At 71.4% G+C, this 19,559-nt stretch carries 15 protein-coding genes; 1 reads left to right on the top strand and 14 read right to left on the bottom strand.

Annotation, left to right across the window (positions count from 1 at the left end; translation table 11 throughout):
• Positions 1-146 precede the first annotated feature (146 nt).
• Complete coding sequence (locus HNO83_RS18640; RefSeq protein ID WP_175339029.1) at positions 147-1,151, bottom strand: thiamine-phosphate kinase; 1,005 nt, start codon at positions 1,149-1,151, stop codon at positions 147-149.
• 25 nt (positions 1,152-1,176) lie between these two features.
• Here HNO83_RS18640 and HNO83_RS18635 point away from each other — a divergent pair, with 25 nt between their 5' ends.
• Positions 1,177-1,683, top strand: a complete 507-nt coding sequence (locus HNO83_RS18635; protein ID WP_175339028.1) for a DUF3515 family protein — start codon at positions 1,177-1,179, stop codon at positions 1,681-1,683.
• Positions 1,684-1,767: 84 nt separating this feature from the next.
• Here the strand turns inward: HNO83_RS18635 and HNO83_RS18630 are convergent, their stop codons facing one another.
• The 13 genes from HNO83_RS18630 to HNO83_RS18570 form a co-directional block, all read right to left on the bottom strand.
• Positions 1,768-2,865 (bottom strand): D-alanine--D-alanine ligase family protein, encoded by a 1,098-nt coding sequence (locus HNO83_RS18630; protein ID WP_175339027.1) that lies wholly within the window; start codon positions 2,863-2,865, stop codon positions 1,768-1,770.
• Positions 2,777-3,907 (bottom strand): NAD(P)H-dependent glycerol-3-phosphate dehydrogenase, encoded by a 1,131-nt coding sequence (locus HNO83_RS18625; RefSeq protein WP_175339026.1) that lies wholly within the window; start codon positions 3,905-3,907, stop codon positions 2,777-2,779. The genes HNO83_RS18630 and HNO83_RS18625 overlap by 89 nt, the downstream gene beginning before the upstream one ends.
• Complete coding sequence (locus tag HNO83_RS18620; RefSeq protein ID WP_217499234.1) at positions 3,900-4,709, bottom strand: lysophospholipid acyltransferase family protein; 810 nt, start codon at positions 4,707-4,709, stop codon at positions 3,900-3,902. Before HNO83_RS18620 ends, HNO83_RS18625 begins: the two co-directional genes overlap by 8 nt.
• 10 nt (positions 4,710-4,719) lie before the next feature.
• Positions 4,720-5,139 carry a type II toxin-antitoxin system VapC family toxin gene (locus tag HNO83_RS18615; RefSeq protein WP_175339025.1) on the bottom strand — a complete coding sequence of 140 codons (420 nt, stop codon included), beginning with the start codon at positions 5,137-5,139 and terminating at the stop codon, positions 4,720-4,722.
• Positions 5,133-5,369, bottom strand: coding sequence for a type II toxin-antitoxin system Phd/YefM family antitoxin (locus HNO83_RS18610; protein ID WP_175339024.1), 237 nt, complete (start codon positions 5,367-5,369; stop codon positions 5,133-5,135). Before HNO83_RS18610 ends, HNO83_RS18615 begins: the two co-directional genes overlap by 7 nt.
• 52 nt (positions 5,370-5,421) lie before the next feature.
• Entirely contained in the window at positions 5,422-6,750 is a 1,329-nt protein-coding gene (gene murA / locus HNO83_RS18605; protein WP_349627300.1) for a UDP-N-acetylglucosamine 1-carboxyvinyltransferase, read from the bottom strand.
• A 38-nt stretch (positions 6,751-6,788) separates the two neighbouring features.
• Positions 6,789-7,388, bottom strand: a complete 600-nt coding sequence (leuD, locus tag HNO83_RS18600) for a 3-isopropylmalate dehydratase small subunit (RefSeq protein WP_175339022.1) — start codon at positions 7,386-7,388, stop codon at positions 6,789-6,791.
• Positions 7,388-8,887, bottom strand: a complete 1,500-nt coding sequence (leuC, locus tag HNO83_RS18595; RefSeq protein WP_175339021.1) for a 3-isopropylmalate dehydratase large subunit — start codon at positions 8,885-8,887, stop codon at positions 7,388-7,390. The genes leuD and leuC overlap by 1 nt, the downstream gene beginning before the upstream one ends.
• A gap of 152 nt (positions 8,888-9,039) precedes the next feature.
• Positions 9,040-9,510 (bottom strand): FHA domain-containing protein, encoded by a 471-nt coding sequence (locus HNO83_RS18590; RefSeq protein WP_175339020.1) that lies wholly within the window; start codon positions 9,508-9,510, stop codon positions 9,040-9,042.
• A gap of 36 nt (positions 9,511-9,546) precedes the next feature.
• On the bottom strand, positions 9,547-11,901 hold the full coding sequence (locus HNO83_RS18585; protein ID WP_175339019.1) for a transglutaminase-like domain-containing protein: 2,355 nt from the start codon (positions 11,899-11,901) through the stop codon (positions 9,547-9,549).
• Positions 11,898-13,214 (bottom strand): DUF58 domain-containing protein, encoded by a 1,317-nt coding sequence (locus HNO83_RS18580; protein ID WP_175339018.1) that lies wholly within the window; start codon positions 13,212-13,214, stop codon positions 11,898-11,900. The genes HNO83_RS18585 and HNO83_RS18580 overlap by 4 nt, the downstream gene beginning before the upstream one ends.
• A 46-nt stretch (positions 13,215-13,260) precedes the next feature.
• Positions 13,261-14,223: an AAA family ATPase gene (locus HNO83_RS18575; protein WP_175339034.1), complete on the bottom strand. Its 963-nt coding sequence runs from the start codon at positions 14,221-14,223 to the stop codon at positions 13,261-13,263.
• 25 nt (positions 14,224-14,248) lie between these two features.
• A complete protein-coding gene (locus tag HNO83_RS18570) occupies positions 14,249-19,522 on the bottom strand; it encodes an Ig-like domain-containing protein (RefSeq protein ID WP_175339017.1) in 5,274 nt (1,757 codons plus the stop codon).
• Positions 19,523-19,559 lie beyond the last annotated feature (37 nt).

Below are 19,559 nucleotides of genomic sequence, written 5' to 3'. Positions count from 1 at the left end.
ACAAGCCCTACGGCGAAACCGCCATCTACTGGCTCTCCCCCTCCTGACCCGCTTTCCCGCCCCGCCCCGCCCCGCCACCGAGTCCTCGAAGAGTGCAGGCGACACGCCGTGCGGGCGTGGAGTCTTCGAGGACTCGATGGCGGGGGTCAGCCGGCGCGGCCGGACCAGTCCTGGTAGGGGTCCCAGCCGCCGCGGTCCGTGAAGGGGCGGCCGTCGATGAGGAGGAGGCCGTCGCCTTCGCGGACCTCGCCGACTCGGCGGAAGCCGCCGGGCAGGGCAGTGCCCGGCGGGAACGCGGCGAGCAGGCCGTGGTCCTCTCCCCCGGTCAGCGCTGTGCGCAGGTCCGGGCCGAGAGTGGATGTGTCGAGGTCGATGGCGACGCCGCTCGCCTCGGCGACCCGGCGGGCGTCGAGGGCCAGACCGTCGCTGAGGTCGAGCATGGCCGTGGCGCCCGCCTCTGCGGCGAGCGGGCCGTCGGCGATCGGGGGACGCGGGCGCAGCTGTGCGCGGACGAGTTCCGGATGCTCGGCGACGACGGCGGCGAAGCGTTCCGCGTCCGGCTCGCCCGCCGCATCCACCGCCCGGCCGAACAGCAGGCCGAGCCCGGCCGCCGCGGCCCCGAGCGGCCCGGACACCGCCACGACATCGCCCGGGCGCGCGCCGCTGCGCAGCACGGGCGCGCGGCCCTCCAGATCGCCGAACGCCGTCACGGCGAAGGTCAGCGTGGCCGACACGGACAGGTCGCCGCCGACGACGCCGCAGCCCGGCTGCAGGGCCTCGCAGGCCAGCCGGAAGCCGTCGGCGACCGCCTCCAGCCACGCCACCGGCGTCTCGGGCGGCGCGGCGATCGCCACCACGAGCGCCGTCGGGACGGCGCCCATGGCGGCCACGTCGGAGAGGTTCGTCACCGCGGCCTTCCAGCCGAGGTCCTCCGGGCCCGACCAGGCGAGCCGGAAGTCCGGGCCGTGCACCATCATGTCCGTCGTCACCACGAACCGGCCGTCGGGCGCCGCCAGGACCGCGGCATCGTCCCCGGGGCCGACCAGGGTCGCGCGCGACTCCGGGAGCCGGGGGAAGATGCGCCGCAGCGCCTCCCGCTCCGACGCCTCGCCGATGGTGAGGCCGGACCCGTCGCTCCCAGAGATTCCCATGTACTGAAACGGTAGCCTGAATCCGATGAAGTCCCGTCGCGCCCTCCCGGTCGTCCTGCTCGCCTCCGCCGCCGTCCTGCTCGCGGGGTGCGCCCCGACCGTGTCCCTCGACCCGGCCGCGAACGCCAACGCCCCCGGCTGCGCCGAGATCAGCGTGCGCCTGCCCGACTCGGTCGCCGACAAGGCGAAGCGGGAGACGGACGCGCAGGCGACGGGCGCGTGGGGCGACCCGGCCGTGGTCATCCTGCGCTGCGGGGTGCCGCCGATCGGCCCGACAACGAAACCGTGCGTCAACGTGAACGGGGTCGACTGGGTGCTGATGACCGACCCGGCGGCCAAGACGATCGTCTACCAGACCTTCGGTCGGACGCCGGCGACCGAGGTCATCATCGACCACGTCTCCGGGGTCTCCGACTCCTCGGTGCTGCCGGAGTTCGCCAGCGCGGTGTCGACCGTGAAGCAGACGCAGAAGTGCCTCTCGACGCTCGACACCGACCCGACGGCCGCACCCACTCCGACGCCGAGCCCCTGACCGCCGAGCCCCTGACCGCCCAGTGGTGACATCTTGTCGCCACTCGGCCACGGGTGGCGACAAGATGTCACCACTCAGCGCGAGTCAGGCGGCGGCGCGCGCCAGGGCGACCTGGATGAGCTCGTCGATCAGCGCGGGATACGGGAGGCCGCTCTCCTGCCAGCAGCGCGGGAACATCGAGATCGGCGTGAAGCCGGGCATCGTGTTGATCTCGTTGATGACGAACCCGTGGTCGGTCAGGAAGAAGTCGACCCTGGCGAGACCCTCGCCCCCGATCGCGTCGAAGCCGCGGATCGCCAGGTCGGCCATCTCGGCCAGCTGCGCCTCGGAGAGGTCGGCCGGGCAGACCAGGTCGATGCCCGGCGCGTCGAGGTACTTCGCCGCGAAGTCGTAGAAGTCGCGGCCGCTGACCACGATCTCCCCCGCGACGGACGCCCGAGCGGGCTCGCCCGGCCGGCCGCCGAGCACGGCGATCTCGACCTCGCGGCCGGTCACCATCGACTCGATGAGCACGCGGTCGTCCTCTGCCAAGGCGGTCTCCATCGCGGCGCCGAGCTCCGACCAGTCCTTCACCTTGGTGACGCCGACGCTCGATCCGGCCCGGGCGGGCTTCACGAAGGCGGGGAGCCCGAGGTCGGCGGCGGCGGTGCGGACCGCGTCCGCATCCTGCCGCCACTCGTACGCCGTCACCGTGCGCCACGGCGCGACCGGGATGCCCGCCTGCTGCAGCACGGTCTTCGTGAAGTGCTTGTCCATGCCGAGCGCGCTCGCCAGCACGCCGCTTCCGACGTACGGGAGGCCGACGAGCTCGAGCAGGCCCTGCAGGGTGCCGTCCTCGCCCCAGGGGCCGTGCAGGATCGGGAACACGATGTCGACCTCGCCGAGCGACCGGCGGCCGCCGTCGGCGTCCACGACGGTCAGCTCGCGCGTGGCGACGCTGTCCGGCCACAGCACGCGCGTGCCGTTGTCCTCGACCTCCGGGAGGTGCTCGGCGTCCAGCGCGAAGCGTGCCGCGTCGTCCGGCTGCAGTGTGAACGCGCCGTCGTGCGCGATCCCGATCGGGATGACGTCGTACCGGTCGCGGTCGATCGCCTCAAGGACGCCGGCCGCCGTCGCGCAGCTGATCGAATGCTCGCTTGAGCGACCCCCAAACAGAAGTGCGACCGTGACCTTGTCCGTCATCCGTTGTCCTTTCGCCCTGCGGCTCGTCCGAATCCGTCGTGAGATGCGGAGCGATGTCTTTCGGATCGAGCGTACCGGCGAGCACCTGGCTCACCTGACGGACGATCGGCATGTCCACCCCACGTGCCTCGGCGAGGCTCAGGATGGGCGCGACGGAGGCGAGACCCTCCGCCGTCTGGTTCATCTGCTTCACCACGTCGTGGAAGCCGTAGCCCTGGCCGAGCAGGCGCCCGGCGGTGTTGTTGCGGCTGAGCGAGGACTCGCAGGTGGCGATGAGGTCGCCGAGCCCGGCCAGCCCGGACAGCGTCTCGGCCTGCGCGCCGTACGCCACCGCGAAGTCGGTCATCTCGACCAGCCCGCGAGTGATGATCGAGGCCTTCGTGTTCTCGCCGTAGCCGACGCCGTCGACGATGCCGATCGCGACGGCGATGAGGTTCTTCAGGACGCCGCCGAACTCGGTGCCGATGACGTCGGTGTTGACGAAGCTCCGGAAGTAGCGGTTCGTCGCCGAGATCGCGACCGCCTGTGCGGTCTCCAGGCTCGCCGACGAGACGACGGCGGCGGTCGGCTGCTCCCGGGCGATCTCGAGCGCGAGGTTGGGCCCGGAGGCGACGGCGATGCGCTCCTGCTCGATCGGGAGGCCCTGGGCGATCACCTCGCTCATCCGCAGGCCGGTGCCCTTCTCGACGCCCTTCATGAGGCTGACGACGATCGTCTCCGGCCCGAGGAACGGGATCATCGCCTCCAGGTTCGAGCGGAGGGTCTGGCTCGGGATCGACACGAACACCTGCTCCGCGTCCCGCATCGCCTCACCGAGCCGGGAGGTCGCGCGCAGGTTGCGCGGGAGGTTGATGCCCTCCAGGTAGTCGCTGTTGCGCTTGACCTCGTTGATCTCGCGCGCCAGCTCCGGGCGCCGCGCCCACAGGACGACGTCGGAGCCGCCGTCGGCGAGGATCTTCGCGAACGTCGTGCCCCAGCTGCCCGCGCCGAGCACGGCGATCCGGCGGGGACGCGGGACGGGAGCCTTCACTGCCTTAGCCATCGAAGCGTCCGGTCTCCTTCTGGTTGTGCTGCGTCGGGTCCCACCGCTCGGCGGGGGCCTTCTCGCCGCGCAGGTCCTCGAGCAGGCGCGTGATCGCGTCCATGATCACCGCCGTCGCCTCCGTGAGGGTCGCGTTGTCGAGCGGGCGGTCCCGGAACGCCGACAGGTCGACCGGGTCGCCGACCTTCACGTCGATGGTCTTCCGCGGGAACCAGCTGATCTTCTTGGAGTAGCGGGCCATGACCTGCTGCGTGCCCCAGTGGGCGATCGGGATGACGGGGAGCCCGTTCTCCAGGGCCATGCGGGCGGCGCCGGTCTTGCCGCGCATCGGCCACATGTCGGGGTCGCGGGTCAGCGAGCCCTCCGGGTAGATGATGACGATGCGGCCCTCTTCTGCGATCTTGCGCGCCGCGTCGAGGGGCGCTGCTCCGCGGGCGCTGCCGCCGCGGGAGACGGGCACCTGACCGGACCGGCGAAGGAACCAGCCGAGGACCGGGACAGAGAACAGGCTCTCCTTGGCGAGGAACCGTGGCAGCCGGCCGAGCTTCCAGGAGACCATCCCCATCATGACGGGGTCGATCTCGCTGTAGTGGTTGGGCGTCAGGATGAAGGCGCCGGTGCGCGGGAGCTTGCCGGCGTCCACCACCCGGAACCGGGCGAGCAGGGACCCGATCGGGATCACGAGGGCCGCCAGCACCCAGAACACCGACGGACGGCTCTTCTCGGATCGCTGCTTCTTCACGGGCGAGGTCGAATCGGGCACCGTCCCATTATCCGCGACCCGGGATGGTGCACGGCGCATACGCGCGGGGTCACGCCGACCGGCCGACCACGGAGACCGGCCGCAGGTCGAGCCCGGGGATGCCGTCGAAGTCGGACGGGTTGCACGTGTACAGCGGGAGGTCGCGTGAGATCGCCGTCGCCGCGATGAGGGCGTCGAACGCGCGCGCAGACGGCTTCCGCCCCGCCTCGCGCAGCGACTGGGCGACCCGGCCGAAGGCGCGGGCGGCCGCCGAATCGAACGGGATCGGGTCGAAGTCGGCCTCGGCCAGCTGGAGGTGCGCCTGACGCGCCGCCTGCTCCTCGGCCGAGCGCGCGACCAGAGGGCCGACCGTCAATTCAGCCATGGTGACCGCGCTGATCGACGGGATGTCGGGCAGCTGGGCCGGATCGGCGACCCGGCCCAGCAGGATCAGCGTCGACGTGTCGAGCAGGCCGGGCCGCATCACCATGACGGGTCGACGATCTCGTCGATGTCGGCGCGCAGCGCGTGCGGGTCGACGGCCGGGATCGCACGCCGCGCCTCGAGCAGCACGGACAGGGCGCGCCCGGGGGGCGACAGTGGCGACAGCTCGGCCACCGCCGCCCCATCACGCGTGATGGTCAGGTGTTCTCCGCGGGCCACCCTGTCGAGGATGTCGCCGCCGTGGTTGCGTAGATCTCTCACGCTGACAGTCTCCATGAAGGGACTGTATCACGGGTGAGACACCGGTGGATCTGTGGATAAGTCGGGTTCAGCTCTCGAGGACGAAGTCGGCACCGAGCAGCTGCAGCTTGGTGATGAAGTTCTCGTAGCCGCGGCTGATGATGCCCACGTTGCTCACGGTCGAACGGCCCTCGGCGGTCAGCGCCGCGATGAGGTGGCTGAAGCCGCCGCGCAGGTCCGGGACCTCGATGTCGGCGCCCTTCAGCTCGGTCGGGCCCATGATGACCGCCGAATGGTTGAAGTTGCGCTGGCCGAAGCGGCACGGGTGGCCGCCGAGGCACTCCTTGTGCACCTGGATCTTCGCGCCCATGTCGTTGAGCGCCTCCGTGAAGCCGAAACGCTGCTCGTAGACCGTCTCATGCACGATCGACACTCCCTCGGCCTTGGCGAGGGCGACGACGAGCGGCTGCTGCCAGTCGGTCATGAAGCCGGGGTGCACGTCGGTCTCGATGATGACCGGCTTGAGGGGGCCGCCCGGGTGGTAGAACCGGATGCCGTCGTCGTGGATCTCGAACGCGCCGCCGACCTTGCGGAAGACGTTGAGGAAGGTCAGCATCTCGGGCTGGCGTGCGCCGCCGACGTAGATGTCGCCGCCGGTCGCGAGCGCGGCAGCGGCCCAGCTCGCGGCCTCGTTGCGGTCGAACAGCGCGGTGTGGCTGTAGCCGACCAGCTTGTCGACACCCTCGATGCGGATCACGCGGTCGGTGTCGACCGAGATGATCGCGCCCATCTTCTGGAGCACGTTGATGAGATCCATGATCTCCGGCTCGATGGCCGCACCCTTGAGCTCGGTGATGCCCTCGGCTCGCACGGCGGTGAGGAGCACCTGCTCGGTGGCTCCGACGCTCGGGTACGGCAGCTCCAGCTTGGCGCCCTTGAGGCGGCTCGGGGCCGTGATGCGGATGCCGCTCGGCAGCTTGTCGACGACGGCGCCGAACTTGCGCAGCACCTCGAGGTGGTAGTCGATCGGGCGGTCGCCGATGCGGCAGCCGCCGAGGTCGGGGATGAAGGCCTCGCCCAGCCGGTGCAGCAGCGGCCCGCAGAACAGGATCGGGATGCGGCTCGAGCCCGCATGCGCGTCGATGTCGGCCATGTGGGCCGACTCGACCGCGCTCGGGTCGAGGAGCAGCTCGCCTTCCTCCGCGCCGTCGGTCACCTTGACGCCGTGCACCTCCAGGAGCCCGCGCACCACGCGGACGTCGGAGATGTCCGGCACGTTCCGGAGGACGCTCGGGCTCTCACCGAGGATGGCCGCGACCATGGCCTTGGTGACGAAGTTCTTGGCGCCGCGGACCTCGATGCGGCCCTGGAGCGGGCGGCCGCCGTTGATCGTGATGCGGTCGCCCTTGAGGCCCACGCGGGCTCCTGCTGCCTGTGCGTCCTGAAGAAGTGAGTTCAAAGTTTCACCGGGAGGGTCGTGGGCCGCCAGCTCGCGCGGCCCGATTCGTATTCTGAGATGCGCGCCTCATCGCGCAGGGTCAGGGCGATGTCGTCCAGCCCTTCGAGCAAACGCCAGCGAGTGTAGTCGTCGATGTCGAAAGACACCTGGACCTCACCGACGGTCGCAGTCTTGGCAACCAGATCGACGGTCGCCGCTATTCCCGGCTGCGCCTCGATCGCCTCCCAGAGCCGCTCGGCGTCCTCCTCGGAGACGACGCCCGTCAGCAGCCCCTGCTTGCCCGAGTTCCCTCGGAAGATGTCGGCGAACCGGGGGCTCAGCACCACCCGGAAACCGTAGTCGCGGAGCGCCCAGACGGCATGTTCGCGTGACGAACCCGTGCCGAAATCGGGGCCCGCGACCAGCACGGTCGCCCCCTGGTACTCGGGACGGTTGAGGATGAAGTCGGGGTCCTGGCGCCACGCGTGGAACAGCGCGTCGTCGAAGCCCGTCTTGGTGACGCGCTTGAGGAACACCGCCGGGATGATCTGGTCGGTGTCCACGTTGGAGCGGCGGAACGGCACGGCCGTCCCCGTCACGGTCTCGAACTTCTCCATCAGGCGCCCACCTTCTCCCCGATCCGGGTGTCCGTGCCGCCATCGCGCGGCGTGTCGTCGCCTTCGTGCTCCAGGTCCCACGGGCTGGACAGCGTTCCGCGGATCGCGGTCGCGGCCGCCACGAGTGGAGAGACCAGGTGCGTCCGGCCGCCCTTGCCCTGGCGTCCCTCGAAGTTGCGGTTCGAGGTGGAGGCGCAGCGCTCCCCCGGCGCCAGCTGGTCCGGGTTCATTCCGAGGCACATCGAGCAGCCGGCGAAGCGCCACTCGGCGCCGAACTCCTCGACGATCTTGTCGATGCCCTCCGCCTCGGCCTCGATGCGCACGCGCGCCGAGCCGGGGACGACCATGACGCGGACGCCGTCCGCCTTCTTGCGCCCCTTGATGATGGAGGCGAAGGCGCGGAGGTCCTCGATGCGGCTGTTCGTGCACGACCCCATGAACACGGCGTCTACAGGGATGCTCTTCATCGGAGTGCCCGGCGCGAGGTCCATGTACTCCAGCGCCCGCTCTGCGGCGGCCCGCTGGTTGGGGTCGGCGATGGCGGCGGGGTCGGGAACGGGCTGGCTCAGCGAGACGCCCTGGCCCGGGTTGGTGCCCCAGGTGACGAACGGCTCGATGTCGGCCGCGTCGAGGTACACCTCGGCGTCGAACACCGCGTCGTCGTCGGTCTGGAGGGTCTTCCAGTAGGCGACGGCCTCATCCCAGTCGGCGCCCTCCGGCGCGTGCGGGCGGCCCTTCAGGTAGGCGAAGGTGGTCTCGTCCGGTGCGACCATGCCGGCGCGGGCGCCCGCCTCGATCGACATGTTGCAGATCGTCATCCGGCCCTCCATGGAGAGCGAGCGGATGGCGCTGCCGCGGTACTCGAGGACGTAGCCCTGCCCGCCGCCCGTGCCGATCTTGGCGATCACGGCGAGGATGATGTCCTTCGCGGTCACGCCGGGCCGCAGCTCGCCCTCGACGGTGATCGCCATCGTCTTGAACGGCTTGAGCGGCAGCGTCTGGGTGGCGAGCACGTGCTCCACCTCGCTGGTGCCGATGCCGAACGCCATCGCGCCGAAGGCGCCGTGCGTGGAGGTGTGCGAGTCGCCGCAGACGACGGTGATGCCCGGCATGGTGAGGCCGAGCTGCGGGCCGACGACGTGGACGATGCCCTGCTCGACGTCGCCGAGGGAGTGCAGGCGGATGCCGAACTCCTCCGCGTTCCGCCGGAGCGTCTCGATCTGCGTGCGGCTGGTCAGATCGGCGATCGGCTTGTCGATGCCGATCGTCGGCGTGTTGTGGTCCTCCGTCGCGATCGTCAGATCGGGTCGGCGGACCGGACGGCCGGCCATGCGCAGGCCGTCGAAGGCCTGGGGGCTGGTCACCTCGTGCACCAGGTGCAGGTCGATGTAGATGAGGTCGGGCGAGCCGTCCTCGCCCTTGGCGACCAGGTGGTCGTTCCAGACCTTCTCGGCGAGGGTCAGCGGACCGGCCGGATTCTGGGAAATCGGGGTGCTCATTCTCTTACGAACTCCTTAGCGTGTGAACGGATCAGCCGTCGACGGACTCCGCGGCGAGGGTGGCCTGAGACTAGGACTCGCCGCGGCGGCTAAGGAGAAGAAGACCCGCGTACACGAAGGAAAGGGTATCACCCGGGCCCGGCGGCCCCGCGTCAGGAGAGCTCGACGTGGACGCGCAGGTCGCCCAGCCGGAGTTCGGAGCCGGCAGGGACCTCGGTCTCCACGCCCGGCTGCACCCGCTCGCCGCCGATCACGACACCGTTGGTGGAGTACAGGTCGGTCACCCGCAGCGCGTCGCCATCCGGGATCAGCACGGCGTGGGTCTTGGACACCGTCGAGGTCGGGTCTTCCAGCGCGATCGCGTCCGCATCGGCGGTGTGGGTGGACGGGGACGGATTCCGGCCCAGCAGCACCGGCCGGGTGACCGGGACGCCGCGCCCGCCGGGGAGCAGCAGTCGCCAGACCGGCCGGTACGGTGCGGCGGGACCCGCCGGCCCTGCGGGCGGCGTGAACGTGGGAAGGGGACGCACCGGCGCGGGCGCGTGCTCCCCCGAGCCGGCGTCCGCCGGCGGCCGGGAGGGGATGAGTCCGGGCGGCGGGACGATGAATCCGCTGTCGTCCATGCCGCCCACTATACGGACGCGGGTGACGGGACGCCGCTACCGGCGGGCGCGCCGGTAGCGGAACGCCGCCAGCCGGGCACGGAGCGGGCCCGCGGCCTTCGTCGCCTCGGCGAGGGTCTCGTCGGCGGTGCTCCAGGCGTGGGCGATCCGCTCCTCGGTGACCACGCTCCCGTCGAAGACGGCCGCGTCGACATGCCGGGCGAGGTCATGGAGGGTGTCCCCTGGGGCCGGCAGGTTCTGAGCCGCCGACTGCTGCGCCAGGGCGGACGCCGTCTGCAGCCGGGTCGCCCGGTCCGGCGGCGCCAGGCCCAGCTCGGCGTACCCGTCCGTGAGCTCATCCCACGCCCCGGCCGCCCGGCGGTCCGGAGGGCCGGTCGTCTCGCGCCTCTTCCGCCGCCGCCGTTTCAGGGCGCCGATCAGGAGCAGGGGCACGAAGTAGGCGATGAGCGGGATGCCGACCACACCGAGCACGACCCACGCCCACGCCGGCAGCTGGAAGGCCGCGGTCTTGTCCTTCGGGTCGTTGTCCTTGGTCTTGACCGGGGTGAGCAGGTCGTCCGCGCGCGGATCGGCGGGCGGCGGCTGGCGCACCTGGGGCTGGGGCTCCAGCTTCGGCTTGGTGGTCTGGTTCTTCGGCGCGTCGGTCTTCGTGGGCGTCGGGAAGAACGGCACCCAGCCGACGCCCTCGAAGGCGACCTCGTCCCACGCGGTCACGTCGTCGCCGGTGACCGTCGTCGTGCTGCCGGTGACCTTCGGGGCGAAGCCCATCACGACCCGGGTCGGGTAGCCGAGGCGGCGGGCCATCAGGGCGAAGGCGCTGGCGTACTGCTCCTGGTCGCCGACCATCGGCGACTTGGACAGCAGGTCGGTCATCCGGTCGGCTCCCTGGCCGGCTCGGGAGGGCACGGGATCGGACGCCCGCCCGTGGCTCAGATAGCCGAGGGACTTCAGCGAGCGCTCGATGTTCCTCAGCTTCTGGATGGCGGTGTCCGCCGACCCGGCGTACTCCTCCGCCTTCGCCGACACGACATCCGGGACGTTCGTGACCGGCGGGAGCGTGAGCTTCGCCGGAGGGACCTTCGCGAGCGAGCGGTCGTTCGGCACCTTCTGCGCCGTCGCGCCGACCGTGTACGACAGGCCGTCGCGCACACCGCTGGTGACGGCCGCGGTTCCCGTGGCGGTGTTGACCCGGACCGTGCTCCGGGGGTCCTGGCCGTGGAAGGAGTCGAAGGTCAGCGTGCTGGTGTAGCCGAGGGTGGGCAGCCACACGTCCGAGTAGCCGAGGACGTCGATCGACGCGGTCGAGGTCCCACCAGCGGTGAACAGCGGAGGCCGCGGGATGGTGCTGCCGAGGAGCTCGAACGCGCCGGAGGCGTCCGTGTCCGTGCCCGGTGCCGCGACCGACCAGACGATGCCGTCGTAGCTGTCCATCGTGGCCAGCCGGACGACCTGGCCCTGCTTGAGGCCGGTGACGGCGAAGAGCTTGGTCTTCTGCAGGTCCTTCGTATACTTGCGGAACCCGGCGAGCGGGCTCGGATAGTCGAGCGGATCGAACGGCGGCGTGATCTCGTCGCGCACGACGAAGCGGGAGGCGGCGGGCGGCGCGAGCAGCGAGCCGGCCAGCGCGCCGACGACGACCGCGCCGAGGACGACGGCCGCGCCTCCCAGCAGTCGCCTCCGCCGCACGCCGGCGTCGGTCTCCACGCGATCGCGGGCGAACCGTCCCCGGCGCCAGGAGAGCCAGACGAGCGCGACGCCCGCGAACAGCACACCGCGAACGCCCGCGAAGAACGGATCGCGCGTGCCGAGCAGGATCGCCGCGAGCAGCAGTGCCGCGGGCCCCGCCAGCAGCACGGCGGCCCGGCCGGCGGAGCGGCGCCGCAGCCACGGCAGCCACCGGACCGCGAGCGTCACCGAGACGAGCGAGACCAGCCAGCCCGCGACGTAGGGGACGACGGCGACGTACGGGGGCGCCTCCAGCGGAGCCTGCAGGGTCACGGCATCCGACCAGCCGAACACCGCCCCCAGCACGAGTCCGGAGAGGCTGTCGAGCGTGGGGAGCACCCCGTAGAGCGCCTGCCCGGGGAGCGCGAGCGGCGTCCCGAGCAGGAAGTAGGCGGCGAGGGCGAGGACGACCGTGAGCGGCCAGGAGAGCCGGAACAGCCTGCCGAGCAGGGCGACTCCCCCGCCGACGACGATGCCGCCGACGGCCGCCGCGGCGAAGGCGTAGTGGCCGAACGCCGGTTCGAACCCGGCGACGGCGACGAGGCTCAGGGCGGTCAGCACGGCGACGTCGACCCACGTGGTGGCGCTCAGCCGGTCGAACAGCGGCGCGGCGGTGGCGGCGGCGCGGCGGCCGGTCCCCCCGGTCGCCCCCGTCGCGGCGGTCATCGCCCCGCCCGCTTCAGCAGGGCCGGCAGCTCCGGCAGAGCGGACACGGTCAGGAGCATGGACCGGCCGAGGCGGGTCAGCCGCGGCTCGGCCGCCTCGTCCACGCGGATGACGATGGTCTCGGTGTCGAGGCCCCAGAGCGCCGCCGCTCCGCGCAGCTCGGCCGGGTCGACCTGCGAGCCGACGACCGTGACGGCGAGGCTGGGCGCTGCGATCCGGAGGGTCGCCTGCCGCAGGAACTCGCGCAGGGTCGGGTTCGCGCCCTCCACCGGCTGGATGCGGCAGGAGTCGTCGAGCAGGGCCGTCGGAGTGGTGACGCGCATCGGGCCGCCCTGCCAGAGCGCGCGGATCTCGGTCTCCTCGCGGATCACCTGGCAGCCGACCGACGCCAGGACGGACACGCCGAGCTCGAACTCCTCGTCGGAGGCGAAGTGCGAGCGCTCCGCGTCGAACGCGAGCAGCAGCTGCGAGCGCCGGGTCTCCTGGTACTGCCGGACCATCAGCTGCCCGGTGCGTGCCGACGTGCGCCAGTGCACGTTCCGGATGTCGTCTCCCGGCTCGTAGGTGCGGAGCGCGTGGAACGCCAGGTCGCTGTCGGTGATGACCTTGGTGGTCTGGCCCTCGAGGTCGCGCACGAGGCCACGCGCCGTGGCGGCGAGCCGCGCCGTCTTGGGGTGCACGAACAGCTCGATCTGGTCGGTCCAGCGGTGGGTGCGGCGGAGCAGGCCGAGCTGGTCGCCGCGCACCGACAGCGCGGGCCCGGCGAGGATGAGGGCGCGCCGCGCGGTCGGCACCGCGAAGAGCTCCTCGGTCTCGGCGCCGGGGGCGAGCCGCGGGATGGTGAAGTCGGCCTGGCCGTCGCCGACCGGGAGCTCCATCCGGGTCGGGAGCACCGGCCGAGAGCCGCTGTTGGCGACCGTGAGGCGGCCGAGGGCCCGATCGCCGGCGACGACGCGCCGCGGGTTGAGCTCGATCCCGACCCGATAGGTGGAGCGGCCGAAGACGAAGCCGGCCGCGATCGCCAGCGCGGCGATCAGCGTCGCGGCGACGAAGGCGAACTCCGCCCAGCCGAGCCAGACGGCGAGCACCAGCGACACGACGGACGAGGCCAGCACGATCCAGCCCAGGGTGCTCACCACGCGGACGACGGGAGCGACGCGCGCGAGGACGGCCCGGCCGGCGGGCGCGACCCGCGCGCCGATGCGTCGGGACGCCCCCGCGACGGCACCGCCGACGAGACCGACGGCGATGCGCGCCTGGTCGCCGGCGGACACGCGCCTGCGCCGTCCGCGAGCGGGGCTGTCGGTGGTCATCGGGGATCCTGTCGGTCGGGTCGGCGGGAGGACGTAGCGGGCGGGCTCAGGCCGCGCGGTAGGCCGGCGGGTTCGCCGAGGCGACCGCCCGCTCCACGATGTCGGTGGCCGTCACGCCCGCGAACTCCGACTCCGGGTCCACGATCACGCGGTGGGCGAGCACCGGCTGGGCGAGGTCGCGCACGTCGTCCGGCGTGACGAAGGTGCGCCCGGCGGCGATGGCCCACGTCTTGGCCGCGCGGGCGAGCGCCAGTGCGCCGCGGATGCTCACGCCGAGCGCCGAATCCCTGTCGTCGCGCGTCGCCGTGACGATCTCGCTCAGGTATCCCATGACGCTCGCGTCGGTGTGCACCTCCGACGCCAGCTGCGCGAGCGTCGACACCGAGTCGGAGGCGATGATCGGCCGCACGGTCGACGCCCGCGACCGGTTGGACGAATCGAGCAGCAGGTCGACGGTGGTCGCGTGGTCCGGGTAGCCGAGCGAGGTCTTGATCAGGAAGCGGTCGAGCTGCGCCTCCGGCAGCGAGTAGGTGCCCGCCTGCTCCACCGGGTTCTGGGTGGCGATGACGACGAACGGCGTGCCCACCGGGTGCCCGACGCCGTCGACCGTGACCACGCCCTCCTCCATGACCTCGAGCAGGGCGGACTGCGTCTTCGGGCTGGCGCGGTTGATCTCGTCGGCAAGGACCACCGAGGCGAAGATCGGGCCGGGGTGGAACTCGAACCGCCCGCTCGACTGGTCGTAGATCGTCACGCCGGTGACGTCGGAGGGCAGCAGGTCGGGCGTGAACTGGATGCGCGACTGGGTGCCCTCGATGGTGTTGGCGAGCGCCTTGGCGAGCACGGTCTTGCCCGTACCCGGCACATCCTCGAGCAGGACGTGCCCGCCGGAGAGCATCGCGGTGATGACCAGGCGGATGCTGTGCTCCTTGCCCAGGATCGCCTTGTCCACGTTCGCCACCAGCTGCGAGAACGCCCCGGCGAACCAGTCCGCCTGCTCCTGTGTCACTGCCACTGCTGCTTCTCCCTCATCGTTACTTGGACCAGTCCTGCACGCTGCTCTGCACGCCGTTCACGACCACGTACGCGCCCGGGTACCCGCACCACGGATCGAGGTCGCTGTTCGGGTTGCCGCGGTAGTGGCCGTAGCCGTTCCCGTCGGTCGAGATCGACTTCGACGACAACGTCCCTCCATTGCAGTGCACCTGCATCGTGAAGGGCTTGTTCGCCGGGAAGTCGTGGAGAGTCACGTCGTACGTGTAGCTGTGGACCCATCCCGGCTTCAGGTCGCCCTTGTTCAGGTCGATCGAGGGCGACGGGGGCGGCGGGTCGTTCACCTGCACCGACCCGGAGCTCGCGGTCGGGCCCTGGTTGCCGCCCGGGTTGGTGGCGTACACGTCGAACGAGTACGTCCCCTTCCCCACGTTGCCCTGGCTCGCGCTGGTGCCGGTCGTCGTCTTCCACGCGCCGTTGTTGAGGCGGTAGTGATAGGTGGCCTTGCCGCCGCCCGTCCCGCTCGGGTCGGACAAGGCGTCCCAGCTCATCGTGATGGTGCTCGGTGCGTTGCCGCTGCTGCGGATGGTCGCTCCGCCCACCCGCGCCGGCGTGCCGTACGGGATGACGCTCTGGCTCGCCGCCGACGTCTCGGACCAGCCGTCCGCGTTGTGCGCGGCGACCGTGAACGAGTACGACTTGCCGTTCGTCAGCCCGGTGATCGTCACGGTCCCGATGCTCGACGTCGTGACATCGTTCGGGCCGCCGCTGACGCGGTACTGGTCGATGCGCTTGCCGTTGTCGGCAGGCGCCTTGATGGTGACCGTCGCCTGACCGTCCGTGGCCTTCGCGTTCGACGGAGCGCTCGGCTTCGACGGCACATCGTGGATGGTGACCTGCAGCTGGCCGACGGCCGCCGCCGTCCGCTTCGGGTCCTTCGTGGCGTCCTCCACGTGGTAGACGACGTTGACCGTCCCGATCGCGGCGCCGGAGGCGGCGCTCACGCTGATGGACGAGCCGGTGTGCGTGACCGTCACGCCCGACGGCGCGGTCTGCGCCCTGGCGTCGACGATCGTCAGCGGCTGGCCGGGGAACGGGTTGACCCACTGCGCGTCGCTGGAGGCGCCTTCCAGGGTGGCCGTGCTGCCGCGCTTGACCTCGTCCTTCTGGGGCGGGTTCTTCTGCGTCGCCACCGGACGGCTCGAGCTCACCACCTGCACGTTCACGGTGCCCTGGACGGTGTGCGTGCCGGAGCTGATGGTCACCGGGATCGCGGCCGACTCCCCCGCCTGGACGCCGAGCGGCGCCGACAGCGTGAGGGTCGAACCGCTCAGCGACGACTGGATCTTCGGGTTCGGCGAGGTGCCGCCCGAGTAGGTGAGAGCGTTCAGGATCGCCGGGTTGGGGTGGAAGCTCGACGCCCGCAGGTCGACGGTCAGGGCGGCCTCCCCGGGCTCGATCTTCTCGCTCGGGGAGGTGAACGTGGGCGCGACGTCCGACTGGTCGGGCTCGCCGACCGTGATCGGAAGCACCAGAGTGGTGACCCGGTCGGAGTCCTGGCCCGCGTCCCTGCCGTCGTTGACCTTGAACGTGATCGCGGCCGGCCCCCGGTAGCCCTTCGCGGCGGTGAAGGTGAGCGTCTGGTCGTCGCCGTAGGGCGACGCGCCCGAGCTGTTGGTCGCGCTGACGCCGGAGGCTCCGGTGAGCTTCACGCCGCGTCCGGACGGGACGGTCAGGATGTCGGACAGCTTCCAGCTCTTGGAGCCGTCCGCCTGCACGATCTGCTGCGGCAGCCCGTCCTTGATCCGCGGCGGGGCGGTCGCGTCGCCCTTCGGCGGGACCACGATGAACGCGGTCCCGGTGAGGCCGGTCACGCTGTCGGTGAGCCGGTAGGCGATGGCGACCCGGCGCTCCCCCGGCTTCACGGTGACCGTGCCGTCCTGGCCGACGTCGGCGAGCGACGCGTTCGGGCCCGTGACGTCGACCTTCAGGTCGTCGGCGAGGCCGGACGGGTTGGTGGCGCCCTGGAGCGCGTTCACCTTCACCGCGGTCCTGTTCGCGACCTCGTCCGGCTCGAGCACGTGGTCGATCGCGGTCGGCGGCACATCCTTGGCATTCGGCGTCACGGTCACCTGGATGAAGGCGCTGGCGACACCGCCCTGCCCGTTCGTGATCTGGTAGCGCACCACGAACGAGCCCTCGGTCTTCGGCGCCGTGACGAGCACGATCTTGCCGTGGACGGAGGCCTTCAGCCCGTCGTCCACCTGGAGGAGCTTGCGCTGCAGCGCGATCGCGTACCCGTTCGGGTCGGAGTCGTTGTCGAGCACCGGCACGGCGATGGTCCGCCCCGGTTTCACCTGCACCGGATCGTTGACGGCGATCGGCGGCCGCACCTGGCCCGGGCGCGGGATGACGGCGATCGACACCGTGCCGGTCGCGGCCTTCCCGTAGGTGTCCTTCACCTGGTACGTGAAGGTGTCGGTGCCGGCCGAGTCGGGGTACGCCTCGTAGGTGAAGGACCGGCTGGTCGAGTCGGAGATCCGCCCGAGCGTCGGCTGGGTGGCGAGGCCCGACAGGGTGACCGAGTCGCCGTCCGGGTCGATGCCGTCGAGCGGCACTTCCACGGGGACCGACGATCCGGCGAAGGCCCTGACCGTCAGGGGCTGCGGCTGCGGCGCACGATCGGAGCCCTTGTCGGGCGCTCCGACGACGAAGGTCACGGTCGCCTGGGCCTTCTGCCCGTACTTGTCGGTGATGCCGTAGACGACGTTGTACTGGCCCGGCGCGCTCGGCGCCTGGTAGCGGACCGTCTCGCCGCTGACGAACGCGGTCGCGCCGTCGCCGGCCGCGCTCGTGTCTCGGAGCTGCGGGTCCAGCGTGAAGGGCGCGTTGTCGGGCGAGTAGTCGTTGGCCAGCACGCTGACGGTCGCCACATCGCCCGCTCGCACCGGAACCTGGTCGTCGACCGCGATCGGCGGCTGGTGCTGCACGAGCGGCGGGACGGGGACGACGGTGATGCCCGCCGTCGCCTCCGCGATGCCGTCGGACACCACGTAGCTGAGCTGCACCTGCTGGGTAAGGACGGTCGGCGCGGTGATCTTCACGACCGCGTTGTCGAGCACCTCCACATTGAGGTCCTCTGCGCCCTTCCCGACCGTGACCGAGCGCACCGCGAGCACCCGGCCCGACGGCGACACATCGTTGTCGAGCACGGCGACCGAGGTCGGCTCGCCCGGCCGCACGTACGCCTTGTCGGTCACCGCGATCGGCGGAGCGTCGCTCGCGCCCTGCGCCGCGATGTCGACGCGGGCGAGGCCGGTCGTCGTCTTCGGGCCGGCTCCGAGCGTGTACGCGATGTAGTACGCCCCCGGGGAGTTGCTCTTGACGGTGATGGTGGCGCGCGTCGCATCCGCGGCGACCTGCGCGCCCCCGCTCCCGCCGTCGAGGTTCGCGCCGACCAGGGTCAGCGGCTCGCCCGAAGGAGACTGGTCGTTGTCGAGCGGGTGCAGCACCACCGGGCGGCCCGTGAAGCCGTCGCCGAAGTCGGTGACCGCGACCGGGTCGAGCGTTCCGGCGGGCTTCACGGTCACGATGAGGGTGCCGGTGGTCGAGGCGCGGCCGTCCGAGACGGTGACCCGCACCTCCTTCGAGCCGGCCTGGCCGGTCTTGCTGGTGAAGGTGACGTCGCCGTTCGGCTTGAACCGCACGTCGTCCTCGGTCGTCGCGGTCGCGGCGACCAGGCTCAGGTCGTCGCCGTCGGGGTCGGCCCAGTCGTTCAGCACGTTGTAGGTGACCGACTGCCCGACCTCGGTCTGGGCCGTGCTCGACCGGGTGGAGGCGGGGGCCGTGTTCTCCTGCGGCTGCTTCAGCGTCGCATCCACCTGGGCGGAGGCGGTGCCCCCGCGGCCGTCCTCCACCGAGTACCGGAAGGTGATCGTGCCGGAGAGGCCCTCCTTCGGAGTGAACTGCAGCGCACGGCCGCCCTCGACCGGCTGCAGCACGCCCTGATCCGCGGGGATCGCCGACACATCGGAGATGGTGAGCACGTCGCCGTCGGGGTCGGTGTCGTTCGACAGCACGTGCAGCACCGTGGAGCGGCCGGGACGGACGCCGTAGCTGTCGTTCACCGCGATCGGCGGCCGGTTCACCGGCGTGCGCTGCGCGAGCGTGTCCGCGAACGACTGCACGACCGGCTTCTCCTCGCCGGTGTCGCCCTGGACGGTCGTGTCGTTGGGCTTCAGCTGCGCCCAGTTTTGCACCAGCCGCATGTTCGACGAGACGACCCAGGCGTTGCCGTCGCGCAGGTTGTTGAGCGCGATGACGTCGTGGTTGACGCGGAACTCGAGGTCGTCGCCCTTCACCGGCTGGTCGATGTCGAGGGCGACCGGCTTCTTGCCGTCGCAGGCGTAGAGGTAGCGGGCGGAGCCGGACCAGGCGCCGTAGGAGCACGAGCCGAGGCGCACCGGCGCCGAGACCGAGCGGGTGCTTCCGTCGGACGTCGCGCCGGCCGGGGTGGAGGTGACGGTCCCGCCGCCGAGCGGCACGCTCAGCAGGCTGCTCGCCGTCGCCACGAGCGCAGCGCCGTCGTCCTGGCCGGGCTGCTGGAGCCTGATCCCCTTCGCCGGCAGATCGATCGCCTTCCCGTCGCCGGCCAGCAGGCGGTTGCGCTGCGTGTCGAGCACGACCGGCTGGTCGCCGACCGCGCTCACCTGGAAGGCCCCGGGCACCGGGAAGTCGCGCGTCTGCGGCGTCGCGCCCGGACGCTCGACCGTGACGAGGCGCTTGCCCTTCGGCGCGACCGCGAACGTCATCCCGGATTTCGCCACCGCCAGCTTCGCGCCCTGGCCGAGCTTGGCGACCGGCTTCGTCTTGGAGCGGTCGAAATCGAGCCGGCCGGAGGCGTCGAGCACCCACAGGGAGCCGTCCGGCGAGAGCACCGAGAGCGTGTTGCCGCCGTAGCCGACCTGGGAGTCCTGCGGCACCTGGATGCGGCCGCCGAGCGACACGAACGCCGGGTCGATCTTGTCGACCGTCCCGTGCGGGAGGTCGGTCAGGAAGTACGAGGAGCCGTCCTGCAGCACATCGAGGTCGGAGCTCGCGCCGGTCACCGCGGCATCCAGCTCATCGATCTGGTGGTTGAGACGGCCGCCGAGGAGCTTCTCGCCGTTGGTGACCCAGACGTCGCGGGTGTCGAGGTCGACCGCGTTGACGGGGAAGCCCTTGTGGAGCACCGCGATGGTCAGGGGGACGCCGGCGACGATCGCGAGTGCGGTGATCATCGCGACCGTCTTGCGTTCGCGGAACCACGTACTCATCGAAACCAAAATCCTGATATCCCCCGGGCCGGAAACG

The organism is Leifsonia sp. C5G2 (genome assembly GCF_013359685.1).
Taxonomy (GTDB): Bacteria; Actinomycetota; Actinomycetes; order Actinomycetales; family Microbacteriaceae; genus Leifsonia.
This window is presented reverse-complemented; position numbering and strand designations above follow the sequence as displayed.

Excerpts from the sequence above, each read along its gene's own strand:
- HNO83_RS18640 (WP_175339029.1), bottom strand. The coding sequence starts at position 1,151 with ATGGGAATCTCTGGGAGCGACGGGTCCGGCCTCACCATCGGCGAGGCG.
- HNO83_RS18635 (WP_175339028.1), top strand. The coding sequence starts at position 1,177 with ATGAAGTCCCGTCGCGCCCTCCCGGTCGTCCTGCTCGCCTCCGCCGCC.
- HNO83_RS18630 (WP_175339027.1), bottom strand. The coding sequence starts at position 2,865 with ATGACGGACAAGGTCACGGTCGCACTTCTGTTTGGGGGTCGCTCAAGC.
- HNO83_RS18625 (WP_175339026.1), bottom strand. The coding sequence starts at position 3,907 with ATGGCTAAGGCAGTGAAGGCTCCCGTCCCGCGTCCCCGCCGGATCGCC.
- HNO83_RS18620 (WP_217499234.1), bottom strand. The coding sequence starts at position 4,709 with ATGCGCCGTGCACCATCCCGGGTCGCGGATAATGGGACGGTGCCCGAT.
- HNO83_RS18615 (WP_175339025.1), bottom strand. The coding sequence starts at position 5,139 with ATGGTGATGCGGCCCGGCCTGCTCGACACGTCGACGCTGATCCTGCTG.
- HNO83_RS18610 (WP_175339024.1), bottom strand. The coding sequence starts at position 5,369 with ATGGAGACTGTCAGCGTGAGAGATCTACGCAACCACGGCGGCGACATC.
- leuD (WP_175339022.1), bottom strand. The coding sequence starts at position 7,388 with ATGGAGAAGTTCGAGACCGTGACGGGGACGGCCGTGCCGTTCCGCCGC.
- leuC (WP_175339021.1), bottom strand. The coding sequence starts at position 8,887 with ATGAGCACCCCGATTTCCCAGAATCCGGCCGGTCCGCTGACCCTCGCC.
- HNO83_RS18590 (WP_175339020.1), bottom strand. The coding sequence starts at position 9,510 with ATGGACGACAGCGGATTCATCGTCCCGCCGCCCGGACTCATCCCCTCC.
- HNO83_RS18585 (WP_175339019.1), bottom strand. The coding sequence starts at position 11,901 with ATGACCGCCGCGACGGGGGCGACCGGGGGGACCGGCCGCCGCGCCGCC.
- HNO83_RS18580 (WP_175339018.1), bottom strand. The coding sequence starts at position 13,214 with ATGACCACCGACAGCCCCGCTCGCGGACGGCGCAGGCGCGTGTCCGCC.
- HNO83_RS18570 (WP_175339017.1), bottom strand. The coding sequence starts at position 19,522 with ATGAGTACGTGGTTCCGCGAACGCAAGACGGTCGCGATGATCACCGCA.